This window comes from Ensifer sp. WSM1721, assembly GCF_000513895.2.
GTDB lineage: Bacteria > Pseudomonadota > Alphaproteobacteria > Rhizobiales > Rhizobiaceae > Sinorhizobium.
Genome location: NZ_CP165782.1, coordinates 763,312 through 784,951 on the forward strand (window position 1 = coordinate 763,312; position 21,640 = coordinate 784,951).

At 62.7% G+C, this 21,640-nt stretch carries 15 protein-coding genes; 9 read left to right on the top strand and 6 right to left on the bottom strand.

Going from position 1 to position 21,640, the window contains the following annotated elements; translation table 11 throughout:
* The first annotated feature begins 266 nt into the window (after window positions 1-266).
* From ccmI to M728_RS03730, 8 genes are all read left to right on the top strand, one after another.
* Complete coding sequence (ccmI, locus tag M728_RS03695) at window positions 267-1,412, top strand: c-type cytochrome biogenesis protein CcmI (protein WP_026618656.1); 1,146 nt, start codon at window positions 267-269, stop codon at window positions 1,410-1,412.
* Complete coding sequence (ccmE, locus tag M728_RS03700; RefSeq protein WP_026618657.1) at window positions 1,409-1,861, top strand: cytochrome c maturation protein CcmE; 453 nt, start codon at window positions 1,409-1,411, stop codon at window positions 1,859-1,861. Before ccmI ends, ccmE begins: the two co-directional genes overlap by 4 nt.
* Window positions 1,858-3,846 carry a heme lyase CcmF/NrfE family subunit gene (locus M728_RS03705; RefSeq protein WP_026618658.1) on the top strand — a complete coding sequence of 663 codons (1,989 nt, stop codon included), beginning with the start codon at window positions 1,858-1,860 and terminating at the stop codon, window positions 3,844-3,846. Before ccmE ends, M728_RS03705 begins: the two co-directional genes overlap by 4 nt.
* Window positions 3,843-4,298, top strand: coding sequence for a cytochrome c-type biogenesis protein (locus tag M728_RS03710; protein ID WP_026618659.1), 456 nt, complete (start codon window positions 3,843-3,845; stop codon window positions 4,296-4,298). The genes M728_RS03705 and M728_RS03710 overlap by 4 nt, the downstream gene beginning before the upstream one ends.
* Before the next feature lie 268 nt (window positions 4,299-4,566).
* Window positions 4,567-6,126 carry a Do family serine endopeptidase gene (locus tag M728_RS03715; RefSeq protein ID WP_026618660.1) on the top strand — a complete coding sequence of 520 codons (1,560 nt, stop codon included), beginning with the start codon at window positions 4,567-4,569 and terminating at the stop codon, window positions 6,124-6,126.
* Between the two features lie 298 nt (window positions 6,127-6,424).
* Window positions 6,425-7,126, top strand: coding sequence for a response regulator transcription factor (locus M728_RS03720; RefSeq protein WP_026612742.1), 702 nt, complete (start codon window positions 6,425-6,427; stop codon window positions 7,124-7,126).
* Window positions 7,123-8,520: a HAMP domain-containing sensor histidine kinase gene (locus M728_RS03725; RefSeq protein ID WP_026618661.1), complete on the top strand. Its 1,398-nt coding sequence runs from the start codon at window positions 7,123-7,125 to the stop codon at window positions 8,518-8,520. Before M728_RS03720 ends, M728_RS03725 begins: the two co-directional genes overlap by 4 nt.
* 32 nt (window positions 8,521-8,552) lie before the next feature.
* A complete protein-coding gene (locus M728_RS03730) occupies window positions 8,553-11,510 on the top strand; it encodes a bifunctional [glutamine synthetase] adenylyltransferase/[glutamine synthetase]-adenylyl-L-tyrosine phosphorylase (protein WP_026618662.1) in 2,958 nt (985 codons plus the stop codon).
* Between the two features lie 229 nt (window positions 11,511-11,739).
* On the opposite strand, the gene M728_RS03735 is transcribed toward M728_RS03730, so the two are convergent.
* Together M728_RS03735 and pepN are read right to left on the bottom strand one after the other, a co-directional pair.
* Complete coding sequence (locus M728_RS03735) at window positions 11,740-14,067, bottom strand: ATP-binding protein (protein ID WP_026618663.1); 2,328 nt, start codon at window positions 14,065-14,067, stop codon at window positions 11,740-11,742.
* A 406-nt stretch (window positions 14,068-14,473) separates the two neighbouring features.
* On the bottom strand, window positions 14,474-17,128 hold the full coding sequence (gene pepN, locus M728_RS03740) for an aminopeptidase N (RefSeq protein WP_026618664.1): 2,655 nt from the start codon (window positions 17,126-17,128) through the stop codon (window positions 14,474-14,476).
* A 398-nt stretch (window positions 17,129-17,526) separates the two neighbouring features.
* Here pepN and M728_RS03745 point away from each other — a divergent pair, with 398 nt between their 5' ends.
* On the top strand, window positions 17,527-18,465 hold the full coding sequence (locus M728_RS03745; protein WP_026618665.1) for a DMT family transporter: 939 nt from the start codon (window positions 17,527-17,529) through the stop codon (window positions 18,463-18,465).
* Between the two features lie 97 nt (window positions 18,466-18,562).
* Here the strand turns inward: M728_RS03745 and M728_RS03750 are convergent, their stop codons facing one another.
* The 4 genes from M728_RS03750 to M728_RS03765 all read right to left on the bottom strand — a co-directional run bounded on the left by M728_RS03750 (window position 18,563) and on the right by M728_RS03765 (window position 21,386).
* Entirely contained in the window at window positions 18,563-18,718 is a 156-nt protein-coding gene (locus M728_RS03750) for a hypothetical protein (protein ID WP_139015572.1), read from the bottom strand.
* Between the two features lie 58 nt (window positions 18,719-18,776).
* Window positions 18,777-18,953, bottom strand: coding sequence for a hypothetical protein (locus M728_RS03755; RefSeq protein ID WP_139015571.1), 177 nt, complete (start codon window positions 18,951-18,953; stop codon window positions 18,777-18,779).
* 139 nt (window positions 18,954-19,092) lie between these two features.
* Window positions 19,093-19,980, bottom strand: coding sequence for a uracil-DNA glycosylase family protein (locus tag M728_RS03760; RefSeq protein ID WP_026618666.1), 888 nt, complete (start codon window positions 19,978-19,980; stop codon window positions 19,093-19,095).
* A 116-nt stretch (window positions 19,981-20,096) separates the two neighbouring features.
* The gene (locus tag M728_RS03765; RefSeq protein ID WP_026618667.1) at window positions 20,097-21,386 is read right to left on the bottom strand and encodes an Hsp70 family protein; all 1,290 of its coding nucleotides are present in this window, start codon (window positions 21,384-21,386) and stop codon (window positions 20,097-20,099) included.
* Between the last annotated feature and the right edge of the window lie 254 nt (window positions 21,387-21,640).

Consider the following 21,640-nt stretch of genomic DNA (forward strand, 5'->3'; position numbering starts at 1 on the left):
ACAGCGCGGCGCGTCTTATCAGACGCGCAAAAGTCGCTGTAGCGCTTTGAATCGCTGCATGTTTCCTTAAATCGCATCCGATTTAAGGAAACATGCAGCAGCCGGCGCCGGTCATCAGTGACGAACGGTGCAACGCCTTGAAAGCAGGCTGATTTCGCCTCGATCCGGCGACAATGCCGGCGGGGTCTTGCGGCGAAACGCCTCAAATATGCGTCATTGCCTGTTTTCGAGTTGGAATGACCTGGACCTCATAGTATTCCCGATCCATGTTGTTCTGGATTCTCGTCGCCATCCTTACGGCGGCTGTCGCAGCCGTGCTCATCCTGCCGCTCATGCGCGCAGCAGCGCCGCTCCCGTCCCGCCATAGCCACGACGTCGAAGTCTATCGCGATCAGCTTGACGAGCTGAACCGGGACCGCGAGGCCGGTCTGATCGGCAGCGAGGAGGCGGAGCTCGCCAAGGCCGAGATCGCCCGCCGGCTGCTTTCCGCCAGTGCCGCCGATACGACCGCCGCCGAGGAGCCGCCGAAGCGGCTTCTTTCGAACCGGCTCGCACAGGCCTTCATCCTCCTCTGTCTTCCCGCCGTCGGGCTCCTCCTCTACCTGACGACAGGCAGTCCCGGCGTGCCGGCGCAGCCCCTGGCGGCAAGGCTTGCCAATCCCGGCGACGACATCAGTATCCTGATCGCAAAGGCTGAAAACCACCTCGCCGTCAATCCGGACGATGGCGCCGGATGGGATCTCCTGGCGCCGATCTATATGCGCAATGGCCGGGTCGACGATGCGGTTGCGGCCTACGACCGCGCGATCCGCCTGTTGGGCCCGACCGCGGCGAGGTTGGGCGGTTACGCCGAGGCCCTGGTGGTGCAGTCCGGCGGTCTGGTGACGGTGGAGGCCCAAAGCGCGCTGCAAAAGGCGCTGGCACTCGACGCCAACGATCCACGTTCGGAGTTCTACCTGGCGCTTGGCCTGAGGCAGGAGGGCAAAAACGCGGAAGCGCTCGCGGCATTCCGCAAGCTCGCCGGCAGTTCGCCTGCCGATGCGCCGTGGCTGCCGCTGGTGAATCAGCATATCGCCGAATTAGGCGCCGCCGAGCCGAATACCGCTGCGGCCCCGCCGGCAAATCCGACATCAGAGGATATCGCCGCCGCCGAGGAGTTGGACGCGGGCGATCGCCAAGCAATGATCCGCGGCATGGTCGATGGCCTGGCGAGCAGGTTGAAGGAAGACCCCGACAATTTCGAAGGCTGGATGCGCCTCATCCGCTCCTATGTTGTGCTTGATCAACGAGACAAGGCGAGAGATGCCCTACGGGAGGGCTTGAACGCCTTTCCGGCAAATGGCGAGCAGGGCAAGCAATTGCTGGCGTTGGGCCGTGAGCTCGGAATCGACGCGAGCGGAGAAGTAAAATGACGCGTAAGCAGAAGCGGTTGACGATCATCGGCGGCGGCGTCGCATTTCTGATGGGGGCCGTGTTGCTGGTGATGTTCGCCTTCAGCCAGGCTGTTGCCTATTTCTACGTTCCGGGCGACCTGGCGAAGGCCGGTGTCGCGCCCGGAACGCGCATCCGCCTCGGCGGCCTGGTCGAAGCCGGTTCCGTCAAGCGGGGCGAAGGGAAGACCGTCACCTTCAGCGTGACGGATACTCTGGCGACAGTGCCTGTGACCTATACCGGCATCCTGCCCGATCTTTTTCGCGAGGGCCAAGGCGTGGTCGCCGAGGGGGCGTTCGTTGCCGGCAGCCCGGTTTTCGTTGCGGACACGGTCCTCGCGAAGCATGACGAGACCTATATGCCCAAGGACGTCGCGGACCGTTTGAAGGCGCAGGGCGTCACGCTTGGCGGGAAGGAAAACATCCGATGATCATCGAACTCGGACACTATGCACTGGTGCTGGCGCTCGCGACCGCGCTCATCCAGGCATGGCTTCCGATCCTGGGGGCAAGGCGCGGCGATCGCGCCCTGATGGAGCTGGCGACAAGCGCGGCGCTTGCCTCGTTCCTGCTTGTCGCCTTCTCCTTCGCCGTGCTCGCCTTCGCCTACGTCACCTCCGACTTTTCGGTCAAGAACGTCTGGGAGAACTCGCATTCCCTTAAACCGCTGATTTACAAGGTCACCGGCGTATGGGGGAACCATGAAGGCTCGATGCTCCTCTGGCTGCTGATCCTCGTCTTCTTTTCCGCCCTCGTTGCGCTTTTCGGCCGGAGCCTGCCCGAGACCTTGAAAGCCACCGTGCTTGCGGTGCAGGCCTGGATAGCGGCCGCCTTCGCCCTCTTCGTCCTGCTGACCTCCAACCCCTTTGCGCGGCTCATGCCGGCGCCGGGCGAGGGCAAGGACTTGAACCCTGTCCTCCAGGACATCGGCCTCGCCATCCATCCGCCCTTGCTCTATCTCGGCTATGTCGGCTTCTCCGTCTGCTTCTCCTTTGCTGTCGCCGCGCTGATCGAGGGCCGGATCGACGCCGCCTGGGCAAGATGGGTGAGACCGTGGACACTTGCCGCCTGGATATTCCTGACCGCAGGCATCGCCATGGGCTCCTATTGGGCCTATTACGAGCTCGGCTGGGGCGGCTGGTGGTTCTGGGATCCGGTCGAGAACGCCTCGTTCATGCCCTGGCTTGCCGGCACGGCACTTCTGCACTCGGCGCTGGTGATGGAAAAGCGTGAGGCGCTGAAGATCTGGACCGTGCTGCTCGCGCTGATGACGTTCTCGCTGTCGCTGCTCGGCACGTTCCTGGTGCGCTCGGGCGTGCTGACGTCAGTGCATACCTTCGCCACCGATCCGACCCGCGGCATCTTCATTCTGGCGATTCTCGTCCTGTTCATCGGCGGGGCGTTTTCGCTCTTTGCCATCCGTGCCTCTCATCTGAAGGCCGGCGGCATATTCGCGCCGATCTCGCGCGAGGGCGCGCTCGTCTTGAACAACCTGATCCTGACGACGGCGACAGCGACCGTGCTCACCGGCACGCTCTATCCGCTGGTGCTCGAAGCCCTCACCGGCGACAAGATCTCCGTCGGCGCGCCGTTCTTCAACATGACTTTCGGCCTGCTCATGCTGCCGCTCCTTGCCGCCGTTCCCTTCGGCCCGCTACTCGCCTGGAAGCGCGGCGACCTGGCCGGCGCGTCGCAGCGGCTGTTTGCGGCCGCCGCCCTCGGTCTGCTGGTCGCAGGAAGCTGTTATTATGCGGCGAACGGCGGCCCCGTTTTGGCTCCGCTCGGCATCGGGCTCGGTGTCTATCTGATCTTCGGGGCGGTGACCGATCTCGTCCTTCGCTCAGGCCTCGGCAAAGTAGCGTTCGGCGTCGCCTGGAAGCGGCTTTCAGGTCTGCCGCGTTCGGCGTTCGGCACGGCGCTTGCCCATATCGGCGTCGGCATCACGCTCATCGGCATCGTGACGGTAACAGCCTTCGAAACGGAGACGGTCGTTGAAATGAAGCCCGGGGCGATCGTCGATGCCGGTCGCTATAGCCTGCGCTTCGACGGCATGCGCCAGGGGCGCGGGCCGAACTACACCGAGGAAACGGGGCATTTCACCGTCAGCCGCGGCGGCATCACCGTGACCGAAATCTCGTCCTCGAAGCGGCTCTACCCGGCGCGCCGGATGCCGACGACGGAGGCCGGAATTCGGACCTTCGGCCTCAGCCAGCTCTATGTCTCTCTGGGCGACGCAACGAACAGCGGCGGCATCGTCGTACGCATCTGGTGGAAGCCTTTGATCCTCTGCATCTGGGGCGGCGCGCTCGTAATGATGGCCGGCGGCATCGTTTCCCTGAGCGATCGCCGCTTGCGCGTGGGAGCGCCATCGCGCGCCAGGAAATCGGCACGGTTTGCCGTGGGAGCGGCCGAATGATCCGGGTGGTTCTCGCAGTTTTCCTCTGCATTGCCTCGGCCATGCCCGCCTTCGCGGTCAATCCGGACGAGGTGCTCGCCGATCCGGCGCTCGAGGCGCGGGCCCGGGCGATCTCCGCTGAGCTTCGCTGCATGGTCTGTCAGAACCAGTCGATCGACGATTCCAATGCCGACCTCGCCAGAGATCTACGGGTACTGGTGCGCGAGCGGCTGATGAATGGCGACACCGACGAGGCCGTGATCGCCTATGTCGTTTCACGCTACGGCGAATTCGTTCTCCTGAAGCCTCGTTTCGAAATCAAGACGATGGTTCTCTGGGGCATGCCGGTCATCCTGCTGATAGTCGGCGCCACCACGCTGATAGTCGCCGCGCGGCGCCGCGGTGCACGACTGGCTGGCGCACCGCTTTCGGACGAGGAAAAGGAAAAGCTGGACAAGCTACTGCGGTCGTAGGCCACCTCGGAAACGGAATACGCAGTGGGCGCCCGGGGGCGGCAAAGCGCGCGTGCCGCGGTTTTGCCGAACATTACGAAAAATTCATCCACCGGACAGAACTCAGTAATCTCCTCTTCGTTACACCTAGCGTCATCGGCTGTTCCTCTACAGTGGTCAGCCAGGCGAGCGGTTCCGGCGGAAAGCCGCGGGAAGCTGGCTCGTGGGAAAGGTTTCGAAGCCGCTGCCATCCGGTGGCCGGCTTCAAGAACGAGAGAAGGCAAAACGAATGTCTATGAACAAAACTCTGCGTCCCTCACTGAAAACGGTCCTGAAGACCTCGACCGTCGCAGGGCTTGCGGCCGTCCTGCTGACGACCGGTCTGCCGGCTCAGATCACGCAATCCTTTGCCGAGGCCGTCAACGTGCAGGCTCCGGCGGTTCCGAGCTTCGCGAATGTGGTCGATGCGGTCTCTCCGGCGGTCGTCTCCGTCCGGGTCCAGTCGCGCGAGCGGGCGACCGACGAAAGCAATTTCACTTTCGACTTCGGCGGCCGTGGTTTTGAAGACCTGCCCGACGACCACCCGCTGAAGCGCTTCTTCCGCGAATTCGGCGGCCCCGGCCCGGGTGACGGCGACCGCGCCGAACGCTGGCGTGATCGCCGTGGTCCGCAAGGAGAAGGTCGCCTGCGTCCGCGGGCCCAGGGATCGGGCTTCTTCATCACCGAGGACGGATACATCGTGACCAACAATCACGTCGTCTCCGATGGCTCGGCCTTCACGGTCATTCTGAATGACGGAACGGAACTCGATGCCAAGCTCGTCGGTAAGGACAACCGGACCGACCTTGCCGTGCTGAAGGTCGATTCAAACCGGAAGTTCACCTATGTCACCTTTGCGGACGATAGCAAGGTTCGCGTAGGCGACTGGGTGGTCGCCGTCGGCAACCCCTTCGGTCTCGGCGGTACGGTCACTGCCGGCATTGTCTCGGCGCGCGGCCGCGACATCGGCTCCGGCCCCTATGACGATTACCTGCAGGTGGATGCGGCGGTGAACCGCGGCAATTCCGGCGGTCCGACGTTCAATCTTTCCGGCGAGGTTGTCGGCATCAATACGGCGATTTTCTCGCCGTCCGGCGGCAATGTCGGCATCGCCTTCGCCATCTCGTCTTCCGTCGCCAAGGACGTCGTCAATGACCTCATCAAGGATGGCAAGGTCTCGCGCGGCTGGTTGGGCGTCCAGATCCAGCCCGTAACCAAGGACATCGCCGAGTCCCTCGGTCTTTCGGAAGCGAGCGGCGCGCTCGTCGTCGAGCCGCAGGCGGGTTCGCCCGGCGAGAAGGCCGGCATCAAGAAGGGCGACATCGTGACGGCGCTCAACGGCGAGCCGGTGAAGGATCCGCGCGATCTCGCCCGCCGTGTCGCGGCGCTTCGCCCCGGCTCCCCCGCCGAAATCACGCTATGGCGCGGCGGCAAGTCGGAGACTGTCAAGTTTGAGATCGGCACGCTGCCGAGCGAGACCAGCGACGCTACGCCGGCCACCCCTGACGAGCAGCCCGAGCAGGGCCAGGCGGGTGAGGAGGCTTTGGCCGATCTCGGCCTGGCGGTGACCCCGGCCGAGGACGGCAACGGCGTCATGATCGCCTCCGTCGATCCGGACTCGGATGCTGCCGATCGCGGCCTGAAGGAAGGCGAGAAGATCGTCTCCGTCAACAATCAGGAAGTGAAGTCGGCTGACGACATCCTCAAGGTGATCAACAATGCCAAGAAGGACGGGCGCAGCAAGGCGCTCTTCCAGATCGAGGCCTCGGAAGGCAGCCGCTTCGTCGCACTTCCGATCGGCCAGGGCTGAGGCCGCGGCGATACCGGGCCCGGGAGCGGGCGGGGATAGGCTGACACGCGATCCCCGCCCGCGTTCCGGTCTGAATTTGAGGACGCCGCGACATCGTTTCGGTATCGCGGCGTTTCTAATTTCTGCCGAACTCTGCGTTCGGATTTTGGTTACGACGATTTTCGGCCGGAGCGACCGAAAATCATAAGCGTAAACGTCCGAGAGTTAGGGCGGATCGGAGCGGAAATCGCTTAAACTTCCTTCGTTCCGCGCCCAATGCGAACCCGAAACCGGTTGAGGCGAACAGAGGTCCGGGACTATGGTCACGCGTATGAAAATACTGATTGTTGAAGACGATCTTGAAGCTGCGGCCTACCTCGCGAAGGCCTTCCGCGAGGCGGGTATCGTTTCCGACCACGCGAGCGACGGCGAGAGCGGTTTGTTCATGGCAAGCGAGAACACCTATGACGTGCTCGTGGTGGATCGGATGCTGCCGCGCCGCGACGGCCTGTCGCTGATCACCGAGTTGCGGCGCCGGGGCGTTCATACGCCGGTGCTCATCCTCTCCGCGCTCGGCCAGGTGGACGATCGCGTCACCGGTCTTCGCGCCGGCGGCGACGACTACTTGCCGAAGCCCTACGCCTTCAGCGAACTCCTGGCGCGCGTAGAGGTGCTGGGCCGGCGAAAAGGCGCGCCGGAACAGGATATGGTCTACCGCGTCGGCGATCTCGAGCTCGACCGCCTGTCTCACTCCGTACGGCGGCAGGGCAAGGAAATCCCCTTGCAGCCGCGCGAATTCCGGCTGCTCGAATATCTCATGAAGAATGCCGGGCAGGTGGTGACAAGGACCATGCTGCTCGAAAATGTCTGGGACTATCACTTCGACCCGCAGACGAACGTGATCGACGTGCATGTGTCGCGCTTGCGATCGAAGATCGAGAAGGACTTTGACCCACCGCTTCTGAGAACGGTCCGCGGCGCGGGTTACATGATCAAGGATGACCGGACATCCGACACATGAGCAAGGTCAGCGTTCTGTTCAGGACGACCGCGGTCCGGCTCTCCGCGCTCTATCTGGTGCTCTTCTCTCTATGCGCCGCCTTCCTCGTTTTCTACGTTACGGGCATGTCCGAGCGGCTGTTGCAGCAGCAGACGCGCGAAGCGATCGCCGCCGAGGCGGCCCAGGTCGAGGGCGTCTATGAGCGCGCGGGCGTGAGCGGACTGCTTCGCTCTCTGGAGCGGCGCGCGCGCCAACCGGGCGCCAATCTCTACGTCATTGCCGGCCCGAGCGGCGAAATCCTCGCCGGCAACGTGGCAGGCCTGGAGCCCGGGCTGCTGGACGATGAAGGCTGGACGTCCGAGCCGTTCCGTTACCGTCGCTTCACCGACGAGGGCGGCGCCGAGAGGCACGTGGCGCTTGCTCAGGTTCTGGTGCTCGACAATGGTCTGCGGATTCTCGTTGGCCGCGACCTGCAGGAACCCGAGAAGTTTCGCGCTCTCGTCCGCCAGGCGCTGATGGTGGCGCTCGGCATCATGGGCCTCGGCGCGCTGGTGATCTGGTTCGGCATCGGCCGCAATGCCTTGAAGCGCATCGACCGCATGTCGGAGGCGAGTACGAAAATCATGGCCGGAGACCTCTCGCAGCGCTTGCCGATGAGTGGCTCGGGCGACGAGTTCGACCGGCTATCGGAATCGCTCAACGCCATGCTGGGCAGGATCGAGAAGCTGAATGAAGGTCTGAAACAGGTATCCGACAACATAGCGCACGACCTCAAAACTCCGCTGACGCGACTGCGCAACAAGGCCGAGGCGGCGCTTGCCAGCACGGACGGAGGAAACCAGAGCGGCGCGCTCGAGGAGATCATCGCGGAATCCGACCAGTTGATCCGCACCTTCAACGCGCTCTTGATGATCTCGCGCGTGGAGGCCGGCTCAGCCCCCGCCGAAGTGAGCGATGTCGATCTGTCGCAGATCGTCGCGGATTGTGTCGAGCTTTACGAACCGGTTGCCGAGGACAACGCGCTTCGGCTCGAGGCGGATGTCGCGCCGGGCGTTGTGATCTCCGGAAATCGCGAACTGATCGGCCAGGCGCTCGGCAATCTGATCGACAACGCGATCAAATACGCGGAAGGTGCCGCAAATCCGTCGATCCATATCGAGATGAAGAAGAGCGACCGCCACGTCATGCTGACTGTTGCCGATCACGGTCCCGGCATACCCGAGGAGATGCGCGGCGAAGTGGTCAAACGCTTCGTCCGTCTGGATGAAAGCCGGTCGAAACCGGGCACCGGCCTCGGCCTCTCGCTTGTCGAGGCGGTGATGGAAATGCACCGCGGCTCGATGGAACTTTCGGCAACTGAAGGGGACGAGCGCGGATTGACGGTGCGTATGGTTTTCCCGGCGGCGGCGACCTGATAAACCGGTTGCGGAGTTGAAAGGGAGTATTCATGCCGGAAGCGATCGAGCGGCGCTTGCCCGATATCGGGACGGTCCCGATCCGGGCCGCAAGCCAGGCGGACGCCAAGGCTGCGCTTTCCATCCTCAAGGATGCATCCAAGGGCCACGAACGTATCGCGGATCTCATCGCCTCCGACGCGCCACTCAAGGATTTCCTTGTCGCCGCCTTCGCCCTCTCGCCGTTCCTGCGCGAAACCGTCGGCAGCCGTCCCGCAATCCTGGAGGCGCTGCTCAGGGAATCCCTGCCCGACTTCCTGAACCGGCGGATCGAGACAGCGCGCGCCGCCTGGCGGGCGGAGCCCTCGGGAGCCGCACTGCCCGACGCCGAGGTCATGTCGCGGCTGAGGCGCACCAAGCGTGAGCTTGCCTTCGCCGTGGCGCTCGCAGACTTGGCGCGGCTTTTCGACGGCCGGGAGACCACGCGATGGCTCAGCGACTTTGCGGAGGCGGCCGTGTCGGCCGCGATCGATCACCTGCTCATCGGCGCGCATGAGAACGGTAAATTCGCGCTGAAGGACCCGGCCGCGCCGAGCGCTGGCTCCGGCGTCGTCGTGCTCGGCATGGGCAAACTCGGCGCCGGAGAACTCAATTATTCCTCGGACATCGACCTGGTCGTTTTCTACGACCCGCAGTCCGGCATCGTCATCGACCGTGACCAAGCGTCGGAAACCTTCGCCCGGTTGCTGCGGCGGCTGATCCGCATCCTGCAGGAGCGGACCGGCGACGGTTACGTCTTCCGCACGGACCTGCGCCTGCGTCCCGATCCGGGTTCGACGCCGCTTGCCATCCCCGTCGAGGCCGCGATGCTCTATTACGAGAGCAGGGGGCAGAACTGGGAACGCGCCGCCTTCATCAAGGCACGGCCGATTGCGGGTGACCCGGAAGCCGGCGATCGCTTCCTCAAGGAGTTGACGCCCTTCGTCTTCCGCAAATATCTCGATTACGCGGCGATCGCCGACATTCACTCGATCAAGCGGCAGATCCACGCCCACAAAGGTCACGGCGAAATTGCCGTGAAGGGGCACAATATCAAGCTTGGCCGCGGCGGCATCCGGGAGATCGAGTTCTTCGTCCAGACGCAGCAGCTGATTGCCGGCGGCCGCATGCCCGCACTCCGACGCCGCGAGACCGAAGCGATGCTGCGCGTGCTTGCCGACACCGGCTGGATCGACCGGCCGACGGCTGACGAACTCATCGGCGCCTACTGGTTTCTGCGGGATGTCGAGCATCGTATTCAGATGGTGCACGACGAGCAGACCCATGTCTTGCCGGAGACCGAGGGGGAACTCAAACGGATCGCCTACATGCTGGGCTTCGAGGACAGTGCCTCGTTCTCAAAAGAACTGTCGCGCGTTTTGCGGACGGTCGAGCGGCGTTACGCGCAGCTTTTCGAGCAGGAGGCGAAGCTCTCGGCCGAGACCGGAAACCTCGTCTTCACCGGGCAGCAGGACGATCCGGACACGCTCGAGACGCTCAACAAGCTCGGTTTCCAGCGGCCGTCGGACATCGCCCGGACCATTCGCACCTGGCACTACGGGCGCTATCGGGCGACGCAGTCCGTAGAGGCGCGCGAGCGCCTGACCGAGCTGACACCGGAACTCCTGCGCGTGTTTGGCGAAAGCCGGCGCGCCGATGAGGCGCTTCTGCGCTTCGATCACTTCATCTCCGGCCTGCCAGCGGGCATTCAGCTCTTCTCGCTCCTCGGCAACAATCCCGGTCTCCTGTCGCTGATCGTCAACATCATGTCGTCGGCTCCACGGCTGGCGGAGATCATCGCCGCCAAACCGCATGTCTTCGACGGCATGCTCGATCCCGGCCTGCTTGCGGAACTGCCGACCCGGGATTACCTGGCGCCGCGAATTGCGAATTTCGTGGCGGGCGCCCGGCATTATGAGGAGGTGCTGGATCGTCTGCGCATCATCGCCGCCGAGCAGCGCTTCCTGATCGGCATCCGGCTCTTGACGGGCGCCATCACCGGCCTGCAGGCGGGGAGGGCCTTCACCGATCTTGCCGATCTGATCATTGCCGCAGCGCTCGATGCGGTTCTGGAGGAGGTCCGCTCCGCGCATGGCCGTTTTCCTGGCGGGCGTGTCGCGGTCGTCGGCATGGGCAAACTCGGCAGCCACGAACTGACCGCCGGCTCCGACGTCGACCTCATCTTGCTTTACGACTATGACGACGAGGCGTCCCAATCCGATGGCGCCAAGCCGCTCGATCCGGTGCGTTATTTTACCCGCGTAACGCAGCGCCTGATCGCCGCGCTTTCCGCGCCGACCGCAGAAGGGATCCTCTATGACGTCGACATGCGACTGAGGCCGTCCGGCAACAAAGGCCCCGTCGCAACGCGCATCACCGCCTTCGCCAAGTACCAGCGCAACGAAGCCTGGACTTGGGAGCATCTGGCTCTGACGCGGGCGCGATGCATCTGCGGCGACGAAAGTCTAATCGGCGAGGCGGAGACGATTTTCGCCGAAGTTCTCTCCGAGAGGAGGGACGTCGCGAAGATCCGCAGGGATGTCGAGGAAATGCGGGCTCTGATCGACAAGGAGAAGCCGCCGAACGGCATCTGGGATTTCAAGCTCATGCCCGGCGGCCTCGTCGATATCGAGTTCATCGCCCAATATCTGGCTCTCGCTGCACCGACAAAGGGCGTGGCGCCTCCTCCCGCCGGGACGCATACGCTAGAGGCGCTGAAGACGCTTGGCGCCGCGATGATGAATGCCAACGACCTCGATACGGCGATCGAGGCTTTGACGCTCTTCACCGAGGTATCGCAGATCGTCAGGCTTTGCATTGACGGCGATTTCAATCCGGACGAGGCTCCCGCCGGCCTTGTCGATCTCGTCTGCCAAGCCGGGGATTACCCAGACCTGACGCATCTCGAAGCCGACATTCGTCGTCTTTCGAAGGCGGTGCGCCGGATATTTCACTCCGCCATCGCGGCGTGAGCCATCCTACTGCATGTTTCCTTAAATCATAGCCGATTTAAGGACAAAAACATGCAGCGATTCAAAGTGCTACAGCGTCCTTTGTGCGTCTGAAAAGACGCCCGGCGCTGTAAAGCGCGCCGCATTCAATCATAGTCAGCAACGCGCTTTAGGCTTTTGTTTTATGCATGTCTTGCCCCAAAACCGCTGCACACTTCTGGGCGACATGCATTAGGATTGCTGTGACCGTTCAGCCGCAATCGGGAATCCTGACCGAAATGATCGTCCCGACGTTTTCCGTCGAATGGATCTTCATCGTCCCGCCGTGGAGGCGCGTGAGAGAGCGGGAGATTGCAAGCCCGAGTCCGGAGCCGCCTTTGCTTTTGGCATATTGACTCTGCACCTGCTCGAAGGGCTGGCCGATCTTTTGCAGGGCATCCTTGGGGATACCAATGCCGGAATCGGCGATCGTCAGCGTCACCGCCCCCCGCACCTTGCGCGCCCTCAAGGAGATGCGCCCGCCCTCATTGGTGAACTTGACCGCGTTCGAAAGCAGGTTGAGCAGAACCTGCTTCATTGCCCGCCGGTCGGCGAACATCGTCAGACCGGAAGATATCTGCTGAACCACGCGGATATTCTTCTGCTCCGCCGGTATCGTGGTGAAACGAAGCGTCTCCTCGATGAGCGGCGCCAGATCGATCCTTTCGCGCGAAAGGCGCATGTGGCCGGCCTCGATCTTCGACATGTCGAGAATGTCATTGATGACGTTGAGCAGATGCTTGCCGCTTTCGAAGATGTCGCGCGAATATTCGTGATATTTCTCCGAGCCGAGCGGCCCGAACATCTGGTTCTGCAGTATCTCCGAGAAGCCGAGAATGGCGTTCAGCGGCGTGCGCAGTTCGTGCGACATGTTGGCCAGGAATTCAGATTTGGCCCGGTTCGCCGCTTCTGCGCGCTCCTTTTCTGCCTGGTAATTGGCGTTGGCGGTAGAGAGCTCCGCCTTCTGCTGCTCGAGCGTCAGACGGGAGGCCGAAAGATCGCCGATGGTCGCCATCAACCGCCGCTCGGATTCGCGCAACCGCACCTGATGGCGCTTGAGCAGCGTGATGTCCGTGCCGACCGAGACGAGGCCGCCGTCACGCGTGCGGCGCTCGTTGATCTGCAGCCAGCGCTCGTCGGCAAGCTGCACCTCGCTTGTCTGGGAGTGGTTGCTTCGGTCCGGATCGGCGACGCGCCTTTCGATCACCGGCCTGGCCGCTGCCGCATGGACCACGGCACGCTCGGTACCGGGCACGAGGACGTGGTCCGGCAGTTGATAGGCCTGTTGGTAGTGGGTGTTGCACATCACCAGGCGGTCGTGCTTGTCCCAGAGCACAAAGGCCTCGGACGTGCATTCGATAGCATCGGCCAGACGCTGATCCGCTTCGGCGTAGCGCTGGGCAAGCCTGTGCTGCTCGGTCACGTCCATTGCGATGCCGATCAGGTGCACCCGGCCTGAAACGGTGCGGATGACCTGGGCACGCGCGCGCAGCCACACGTAATGGCCGTCCGCATGGCGCATTCGGAACACCTGATCGATCTGTCGCTCGTTGCCCTTGGCGATTGCGCGCGCAACGCGGTAGATGCCACGGTCCTCCGGGTGCATCAGGCGGGCAGCATCGCCGAAGGACAACACGCTGCTGTCGCCTGGCATGCCGAGCATCTCGTACATCGAGCGGGACCAGAACAGCCGCCGATTGGCGAGATCGAAGTCCCAGAGGCCGCAGCGGCCGCGGGAAAGCGCCGTTTCGACCCGCAGGTTCGACTCGGCGAACACGGAATCGGCATCGCGAGCGCGCTTCGCTTGGATATAGTAGGCGTAAAGCACGACGAGCAGGATCGCCGAGATGCCGGCGAACAGCGTGACGTTGAGCGAGACCTCGTCGCGCCAGGCGGCCTCGAAAGCCGCGATCGGCGTGGCTGCCAGAATGACGCCGGCCGAATCCGGCAACCGCAACAGGGCAACGAGATGCTCGACGCCATCGATCGTTGTTTTCGTGACGCTCGAACCTTCGCCGTAATATTGCAGCGTCGCCACGTCGGGAGCGACAGAGGCGAGGGTGCGCTCGATGAAATGAACGCCGTCCTGGGTGCCGGCAAAGATGCGACCATCCCTGCGGACCGTGAGCAGGAACATGCCGGCGTCGAGAATGTCGGCCGGCAGATACTCCGCCAACCGCTGCTCGACTTCCCACCGGCGGCCCTCGGCAAACAGTGCCGATCCGTCGGCCTGGAATGCGGCGGCAGCCGCTACGGCCGCGAGATTGACTGCGCGGCGCGAGCCGGCCTCCATCCGGGCGTGCTCGTCGATGATCCCGGACATACGCGAGATCGCCACGATGAGAAGGAAAGCGATGATGAGTGCGGGAATGGAACGTTTGAGAACGGGCTCGACCTTGGCGAGGCTCCGCGATGCCGGCTTGGCAAAGAGCTTCGCCTGCTCGATGAGCTCCCGTTCCAGACCGGAAAGGCCCGGAAACTTGAGTCGCAACCGCCCGTCGGCTGCGCTTCCCCGTCGCGCGTCCGCCATCTTTTCCAATCTGTCATCCTCGAGAGCGTGCCTCGCATTCATGAATGCGCAGGGGACGCTTTGATCCTGTCAATCTGAGCAGCAGCTTCTTCAGCGGTTCCCCGGAAGCTGGGCGTCTCAGCGATTCGGCGCGCCGCCCGCCCGAATCTGACTCAATGAATCACACCGCGATTCGCCTTGTCCAGAGGCAATCGTAAAGATTTATTAACCAATTCTCATCGTTGGAAAGTAATAGCGGACTGCTTGCGCATGCCGATCGCACGATAAGCTGGCCGCCGCGCGGCGCGAGGTCGGACTCACGCGCGGCTACCGCACGATTTTCTAAATGGGAAATCGAATCAAGGGGAAAGCATGCAGCAATTCAACATGCTACGGCGACTTCCTCGTGCACCCGATCGGGCACGGCGTCGCAGACTTATCCCTCGTCCTTCAACATGCGGTCGACGATATCGCTGACATCTGCGGAGAGGTTGGAGGCGCGCGCGATCTCCTCGAGGGCGCCTCGGGCATGATCGGCCCGCACCTTTTCGAGCGATCGCCAGGACCGCATCGAGGTCAGAATACGCGCTGCAAGTTGCGGATTGCGCGCGTCGATATCGAGAAGCTGATGGGCGAGAAAGCGGTAGCCTTCGCCATCGGCCCGGTTGAAGCCCGTCGCATTGGCGAAGGCGAAGGTGCCGACCAGCGCGCGGACGCGGTTCGGGTTGCTCGCGTTGAACAGCGGATCCGACATCAGTGTCCTGACGCGGTCGAGAGTGGCGGCGCCGGGGATCGTCGCCTGGATCGCGAACCATTTGTCGATGACCAGCGCATTGTCCGCGAAGCGCTTCTTGAATACGGCGAGCGCTTCCACGGTCTCGTCGGTATCTGGAAAGCGATGGGCGAGCAACGTCAGCGCGTGGCTGAGGTCGGTCATGTTATTGGCGGCGCGGAAGGCATTCACTGCCTTCTCCGGCCGGTCGTCGGCATAGACGAGATAGGAAAGCGCCGCATTGCGGAGCGCCCGCCGTCCCGCGCTCTCCGCGTCCGGCCGGAAGGGGCCGGATAGCGACATCTTGTCGACGAGTAGCGCGAACGTATCTCCACCGGCGGCGGCAATGGCCGCCAGAATCGCTTGGCGACCGGCCTGAATCGCGTCCGGATCGTTGTCGGAACCGATTTCGCGGGCTATGTCGGATTCGCTCGGCAGAGACAGAACCTGCGACCGGAAAGCCGGCTCCAGCCCCTCCTCGGCAGCCGCGGCCAGGAGGCCGTCGATGAGCGCGCCGTCGCAGGTGACCAGCTGTGCGCTGCGCGCTTCCGCTGCCGCCTTGACGAGATTGTCGAGCGCCATCGTGTTCAGCGCCTGCCAGCGCGCGAAAAGGTCGACCTCGTGGCGGGCGATCAGAGCCCGGTCCTCTGCACTTTGTTCGACATGCAGGTTGATCGGGGCGGAAAAGTCGCGGTTGAACGATGGAACCGGTCGCGACGGAATGCCGGAGAAGGTGACCGTCTGCTTGCGCTCGGTTAAGTGCACCACGTCCGCGGTGACATCGGCGCCGGAAATCGCCGTCGGTATGGCCTCGCTTCCGTCCTGGAGAAGCAGCCCCAGCCGCAGCGGTATGTGCATCGGCTTCTTGGCGCTCTGTCCGGGCGTCGGCGGTATCGTCTGCTCCAGCGACAGAGTGTAAGTCTGCTTGTCGGCGTCGTAGGAGCCGGAAGCGGTGACGAGCGGCGTTCCCGCCTGGTGATACCAGAGCGAAAATTGCTTCAGATCGCGGCCGCTTGCCGCTTCGAAGCAGGCGACGAAATCCTCGATCGTGACCGCCTTGCCGTCGTGGCACTCGAAATAGAGATCCATTCCCTTCTTGAAGAGGTCGCGCCCGAGAATGGTCGCGATCATCCGCGTGACCTCGGATCCCTTCTCGTAGACCGTCGTCGTGTAAAAGTTGTTGATCTCACGGTATTTGGTCGGCCGCACCGGATGGGCAAGCGGCCCGGCATCCTCGGGGAACTGCTCGGATTTCAGATGCCGCACCTCGGCGATCCGCTTAACGGTGCGCGAGCGCATGTCGGCAGAAAATTCGTGGTCGCGGTAGACCGTCAGACCTTCCTTCAGGCAGAGCTGGAACCAGTCGCGGCAGGTGATGCGGTTGCCGGTCCAGTTGTGGAAATATTCGTGCGCGATGATCGCTTCGATGTTGGCGTAGTCCGCATCGGTCGCCGTCTCCGGATCGGCGAGCACGTATTTGTCGTTGAAGATATTGAGCCCCTTGTTCTCCATGGCGCCCATGTTGAAATCGGAAACGGCGACGATCATGAAGATGTCGAGGTCGTACTCTCGGCCGAAGACCTCCTCATCCCACTTCATCGAGCGTTTCAGCGCGTCCATGGCATAGGCCGCGCGCGGCTCCTTGCCGTGTTCCACATAGATCTTGAGTGCGACCTCGCGACCGGAAACGGTGGTGAACGTGTCCTCGACAACGCCGAGATCACCGGCAACCAGTGCGAAGAGATAGCTCGGCTTCGGATGCGGATCGAACCAGGAAGCGAAGTGGCGGCCATCGCCCATGTCGGCGCCGCCGAGATAATTGCCGTTCGAAAGCAGAAGCGGCGCGGTAGCCTTGTCGGCGATGATATTGACCGTATAGACCGCCAGCACGTCCGGCCGATCCGGGAAATAGGTGATGCGGCGGAAGCCTTCCGCCTCGCACTGGGTGCAATAGACGTTGCTGGTGCGGTAGAGCCCCATCAGCTTGGTGTTGGTTTCCGGGGAGAGAACCGTCGTGACGGTGATCTCGAAAGGCGCCGTTTCCGGCAGACCGCGGATGGTCAGGGTGTCGTCCGTTGCTTCGTAAAGTGCGGCCGGTAATTCTTCCTGGTCAAGCAGCAAGCCGGTCATGGTGAGCTCGTCGCCGTCGAGGACCAGCGGCGCCGAGGGACTGACGCCTTCGCGTCGATGGAAGATCAGGCGCGCCTCGACTTTCGTTTCCTTCGGGTCGAGTTCGAAGGTCAGGTCCACCCTCTCGAGAACGAAATCGGTCGGCCGGTAGTCTTCCAGATGAACGATCTGGCCAGTATTTGTCCGCATGGTCAGTCCTGCTTGCGCCTTATGCCCTTCGATTTGTAGAGGGCGCTGGTGACGGTGAAAACCCAAGACCCGAGATTTTTGCACGATTGTGATACCGGCGACCGCACCCCGGCAGCAAAAAACGTAGAACCTCCCGCGCCCTTAATCCACCGGAGGTTTATCGGAGCGGCACTAACAAGAGCTAAATCGGCGGTGATTTTTTCGTCCTTGCTAAAAAATCGGGGCGCCGCCGCACGGCGCCAATCATCACGAAAAAACCGCGCCCATCAACAAATTTGATCCAACATCCGGCGTTGCACAGCTAATGTAACGCCGTCTTTAGCGGTGTTGCGGCCGCGGCCTTCCCGACCTATCCCTCGCCAATCGGCGCGCCGATGGCAATTTGAAAAGTGCATGTCATGAATGCGGACGTTCAGAGCCCGATGAAGGGGATTGTGCTCAAGATTCTCTCCGTCGGCGTCTTCATATGCATGTCGACCTGCATCAAGGCGGCCGGCAACGATATCGCCACGGGCCAGATCACCTTCTATCGCTCCGCCTTCGCCATGGTGCCGATCCTCTTGTTTCTGGCCTGCCGCGGGGAGTTGCGCGACGCTTTCAGGACGAGCAACGTCAGCGGGCATCTTGCCCGCGGCTTTGTCGGCATCCTCTCGATGAGCTGCGGTTTTTATGGTCTCGTCCATCTGCCCTTGCCGGAGGCGATTGCGATCGGTTACGCCATGCCGCTGCTTGCAGTCGCCTTTGCGGCGATTTTCTTAGGCGAGATCGTGCGGCTTTACCGCTGGTCCGCAGTCGTTATCGGAATGGTCGGCGTGCTCATCATCACCTGGCCGCGGCTGACCTTGTTTGACGAGGGTGGGCTCGGCTCGAGTGAGGCGCTCGGCGCGATCGCTGTATTGCTTTCGGCGACGCTCGGAGCGATGGCGATGGTTCTCGTGCGCAAGCTCGTGCAGAAGGAGCCGACGCACACGATCGTCCTTTATTTCTCGCTTTCCGCCTCGGTGTTTTCTCTCGCGACGCTGCCGTTCGGCTGGACTTCGATGTCCTGGCAGGCCTTCTTTCTCCTGATGATTGCAGGCTTTTGCGGCGGAGTCGCGCAGATCCTGCTGACGGAGAGTTATCGGCATGCGGACATGTCGACGATCGCCCCCTTCGAGTACACCTCGATCGTCCTCGGTATGGCCATCGGCTACGTCCTGTTCGGCGACATTCCGACTGGGACCATGCTCGCCGGCACCGTGATCGTCGTCGGTGCGGGCATCTTCATCATCTACCGCGAGCACCAGTTGGGGCTGGAGCGAAAGGGTGCGCGCAAGCACGTGACGCCGCAGGGCTGATCGCCCAAAACGGTGCGGCGATTGTGGTGTTAATCCGCGGACGCTGTCGATTGCGACAGTGAATGTCCAAAGGGAGAGTCGGAATAGAAGGGCCGGGTCAGTTCGGCAGCAACGGGCTCACCGCACGGCGGTGAGCCCGCCGGGCGTCGTCGGTCGTGCTCAGTCGGCTATATTCTCGCGAAGCGCGGACCGCCGTACCGATGTCGGAGATCGTGTCGAGCAGGCTGCGAATGCTGTCGAGCGGCTTGGACATGATCCTATTCTCCTGCAATCGTCTCGTGACGGGGCCGCCAAGCGGCCCCGCGCGATGATCAGCGCTGAATGAATTCGGCGTAGATCTGCGCCGGGCGCGTGGTCCGGGCGAGGCCGATCGCGGTCATCTGCTCGTTGGCTGCCGTACCGAAATTGTTGAACGGCGTCCGCAGCGCTGCACCGGCATGACGGAGCGTTTCGAAGCTGCTGTGAATCGGACGATAGCGGGCAGTCATGGTTCAATTCCTTATCCATTCCTCCCGCTGCTTCATATTGCGATGCAGCATCAATTTTGCAATGCATTAAAACGCTGCGCAGACATGCGCAAATCGCATGGCTTTCTTCATTGTTTGTTCATGAATCGGCTGTGCCGTTTCAGGCCATTATGCGGGCCTTGAAGGTCAACAGGTCCGCCCAGGCGAAGCGCTTGTTGACGGGGGCTGCAACGAGATCCTGCGGGTGCAACGTGGCGAGCGCGGGGACGCGGTGGCCGCTGGCGGAAAGCTCGCGCCACTCGCCGCGCAACTGGTGGATCGTCTCGCCTGCGCCGAAGAAAAAGCGAGCGGCGAAGTTGCCGAGGAGCAGTACCTGTTTCGGCTCTGCCAGCGCGATTTGCCGTTCGATGAACGGGCGGCAGATATCCGCCTCCCGGGCGCTCGGAACGCGGTTTCCCGGCGGCCGCCAGGGCACGACGTTCGAGAGCAGCACGTCCGCCCTCGATAGCCCGATGCCCGCCAACATGCGTTCGAGCATTTCGCCGTGCTTGCCGGCAAAGGGGCGGCCGTCGCGGTCGTCATCCGCATAAGGCATGGGGCCGATGATCATGATTCCAGAGGCGGCATTGCCTTCGGCGAAGACGAGGTTGCGGGCGCTGTTCTTGAGGTTGCAGCCGGCGAAGGCCTCCATCGCGGTACGCAGTTCCCCGAGCGACCGGGCTGCCTCCGCGGCAAATTGCGCCTCCTTCACCGCCTGCTCGTCGGGAATCGCGACGGTCGCCGCAACCGGTGGTGACGGCGGCGAGGCAACACGGGACCTGACGGAAGGCGCCGCCGATTGCCGTGGTTCGCCGCCTGAGATCTCCGAAGAAACCGCCTCCCTGTCGGATTGCGCAGCTCGGCTTTCGCCGCGCCTGGCCTTCATCGCTTCGAATTCGGCGAACCGGTCGACAGGTTCATCCTCAAGCAGCCACTCGACGCCGGCCTCCGCATGGAAGGCGAGCAGCGCGGCGAGTTCCTGGGGGGAGAGGTCGTTGGCCGAGATCATGGGGCGAATTTAGCAGATCGGCGGGGGCGGTCCAGCCGCAGCCGGAGCGGGATGAGGAAAAACTGTCCGGTTGTCCGTCCGCAGCCCGCGCCAGTTTGATCGCAATCCCGGGCCGATCATGCGGCGGCGGTCCAGGTCGCGATGTCCTCCCGCTCGCCAATGAGCGCCAGGCCATGGGCGATCGACAGGAGCTCACCACCGCTTTCGATGCGCTCTCGGCCGAAGCGGTTCTCGAACAGGCGGCGAACGGCAGGAACGAAGGACGTGCCGCCGGTCAGGAATATCCGGTCGATCGATTGCGGAGCCGTCTGCGTCTTTGCGAGGATTTCATCGAGCGCCCCTTCGATGCGGGCGAGGTCCGGCGCGATCCAGGCTTCGAAATCGGCACGCTTGACGGTTCGGCGGGCGCGTTCGCCGAGCGGCGGAAATGAGAATTCGGTTTCGGCCTCATCGGACAGCCGCATCTTGGTTGCTGAAATCGCCTGATAGAGCGGGTAGCCCTCGTCATGCTCGATGAGGTCCACGAAGGCTTCCAGCTTTTCCGGTTCGAGGCTCGCGCGTACGAGCTTCTTCAATTCGGTGAAATCTTTCAATGTTTTGAAGATGGAAAGCTGATTCCAACGGCCGAAATTGGCGTAGTAGCTCGACGGCACTTCGAGCAGCTTGTCGAAGCTCTTGAAGAGACTCCCCTTTCCGATGAGCGGCGAGACGATGTTGTCGATGATGCGGAAGTCGAAGTGATCGCCCGCTATGCCGACGCCGGAATGCCCGATCGGCGTTGCCGTCAGCCGGCCGGCCTCTCTTTCGAAGCGGATGATCGAATAGTCGGTAGTACCGCCGCCGAAATCGGCGACGAGAACCGTCGCGTCGTGCTCGAGATTGCGGGCGAAATAGAAGGCGGCGGCGACCGGTTCGTAGACGTAATGCACCTCGGGAAAGCCGAAACGCGAAAGCGCGCGATTGTAGCGTTCAAGCGCCAGCTTCTCGTCGGGATTGGCGCCGGCAAATTGCACGGGACGCCCGACGATGACGCGCCGAAGGTCCCTGTCCCAGTTGCCGCCGGCATAGTCCCGTAGTCGTGCAAGGAAGCGGTGCATCAGATCCTCGAACTCGTACCGCTTCGCAAAGACCAGCGTGCCCTGGAAGAGGGCGCTTGCCGCAAAGGTCTTGATCGACTGGAGGAAGCGGCATTCGCCCGGATTGTCGATGAAATCGCGGATCGCCGCCTGTCCGGCTTCGATCTTGAGGGGCACGTGACCGTGATTCTTCAGGAAAGAGAGTGCGGACCGCGTCGTGTCGGACTGTCCCGCCGGGCTTTCGACGAGGATGGAACGGGTGGACGCACCCTCCGCCAGCGCCAGTACGGAGTTGGTCGTGCCGAAATCGAGGCCGAGGGCCGATGCCATGGTCAACTCCATCTTGTTCGATTGGGGCGGGCCTCCTCGCATGCGGGTGCGGCAAAAGCAAGCCGCTACTGCATGTCTCCTTAGATCGACCTCGACTAAGGACAAAGACATCCAGCAATTCAAAGAGCTACAGCGACCTCTGCGCGTCTGATAAGACGCGCGGCGCTGTAGGCCGGGCTGATTCGTCGCAAATTTATTTACGTTTACGTGCAGGTAATATAATGGAGCTGTAGTAAACTCATGAACTCATGCGC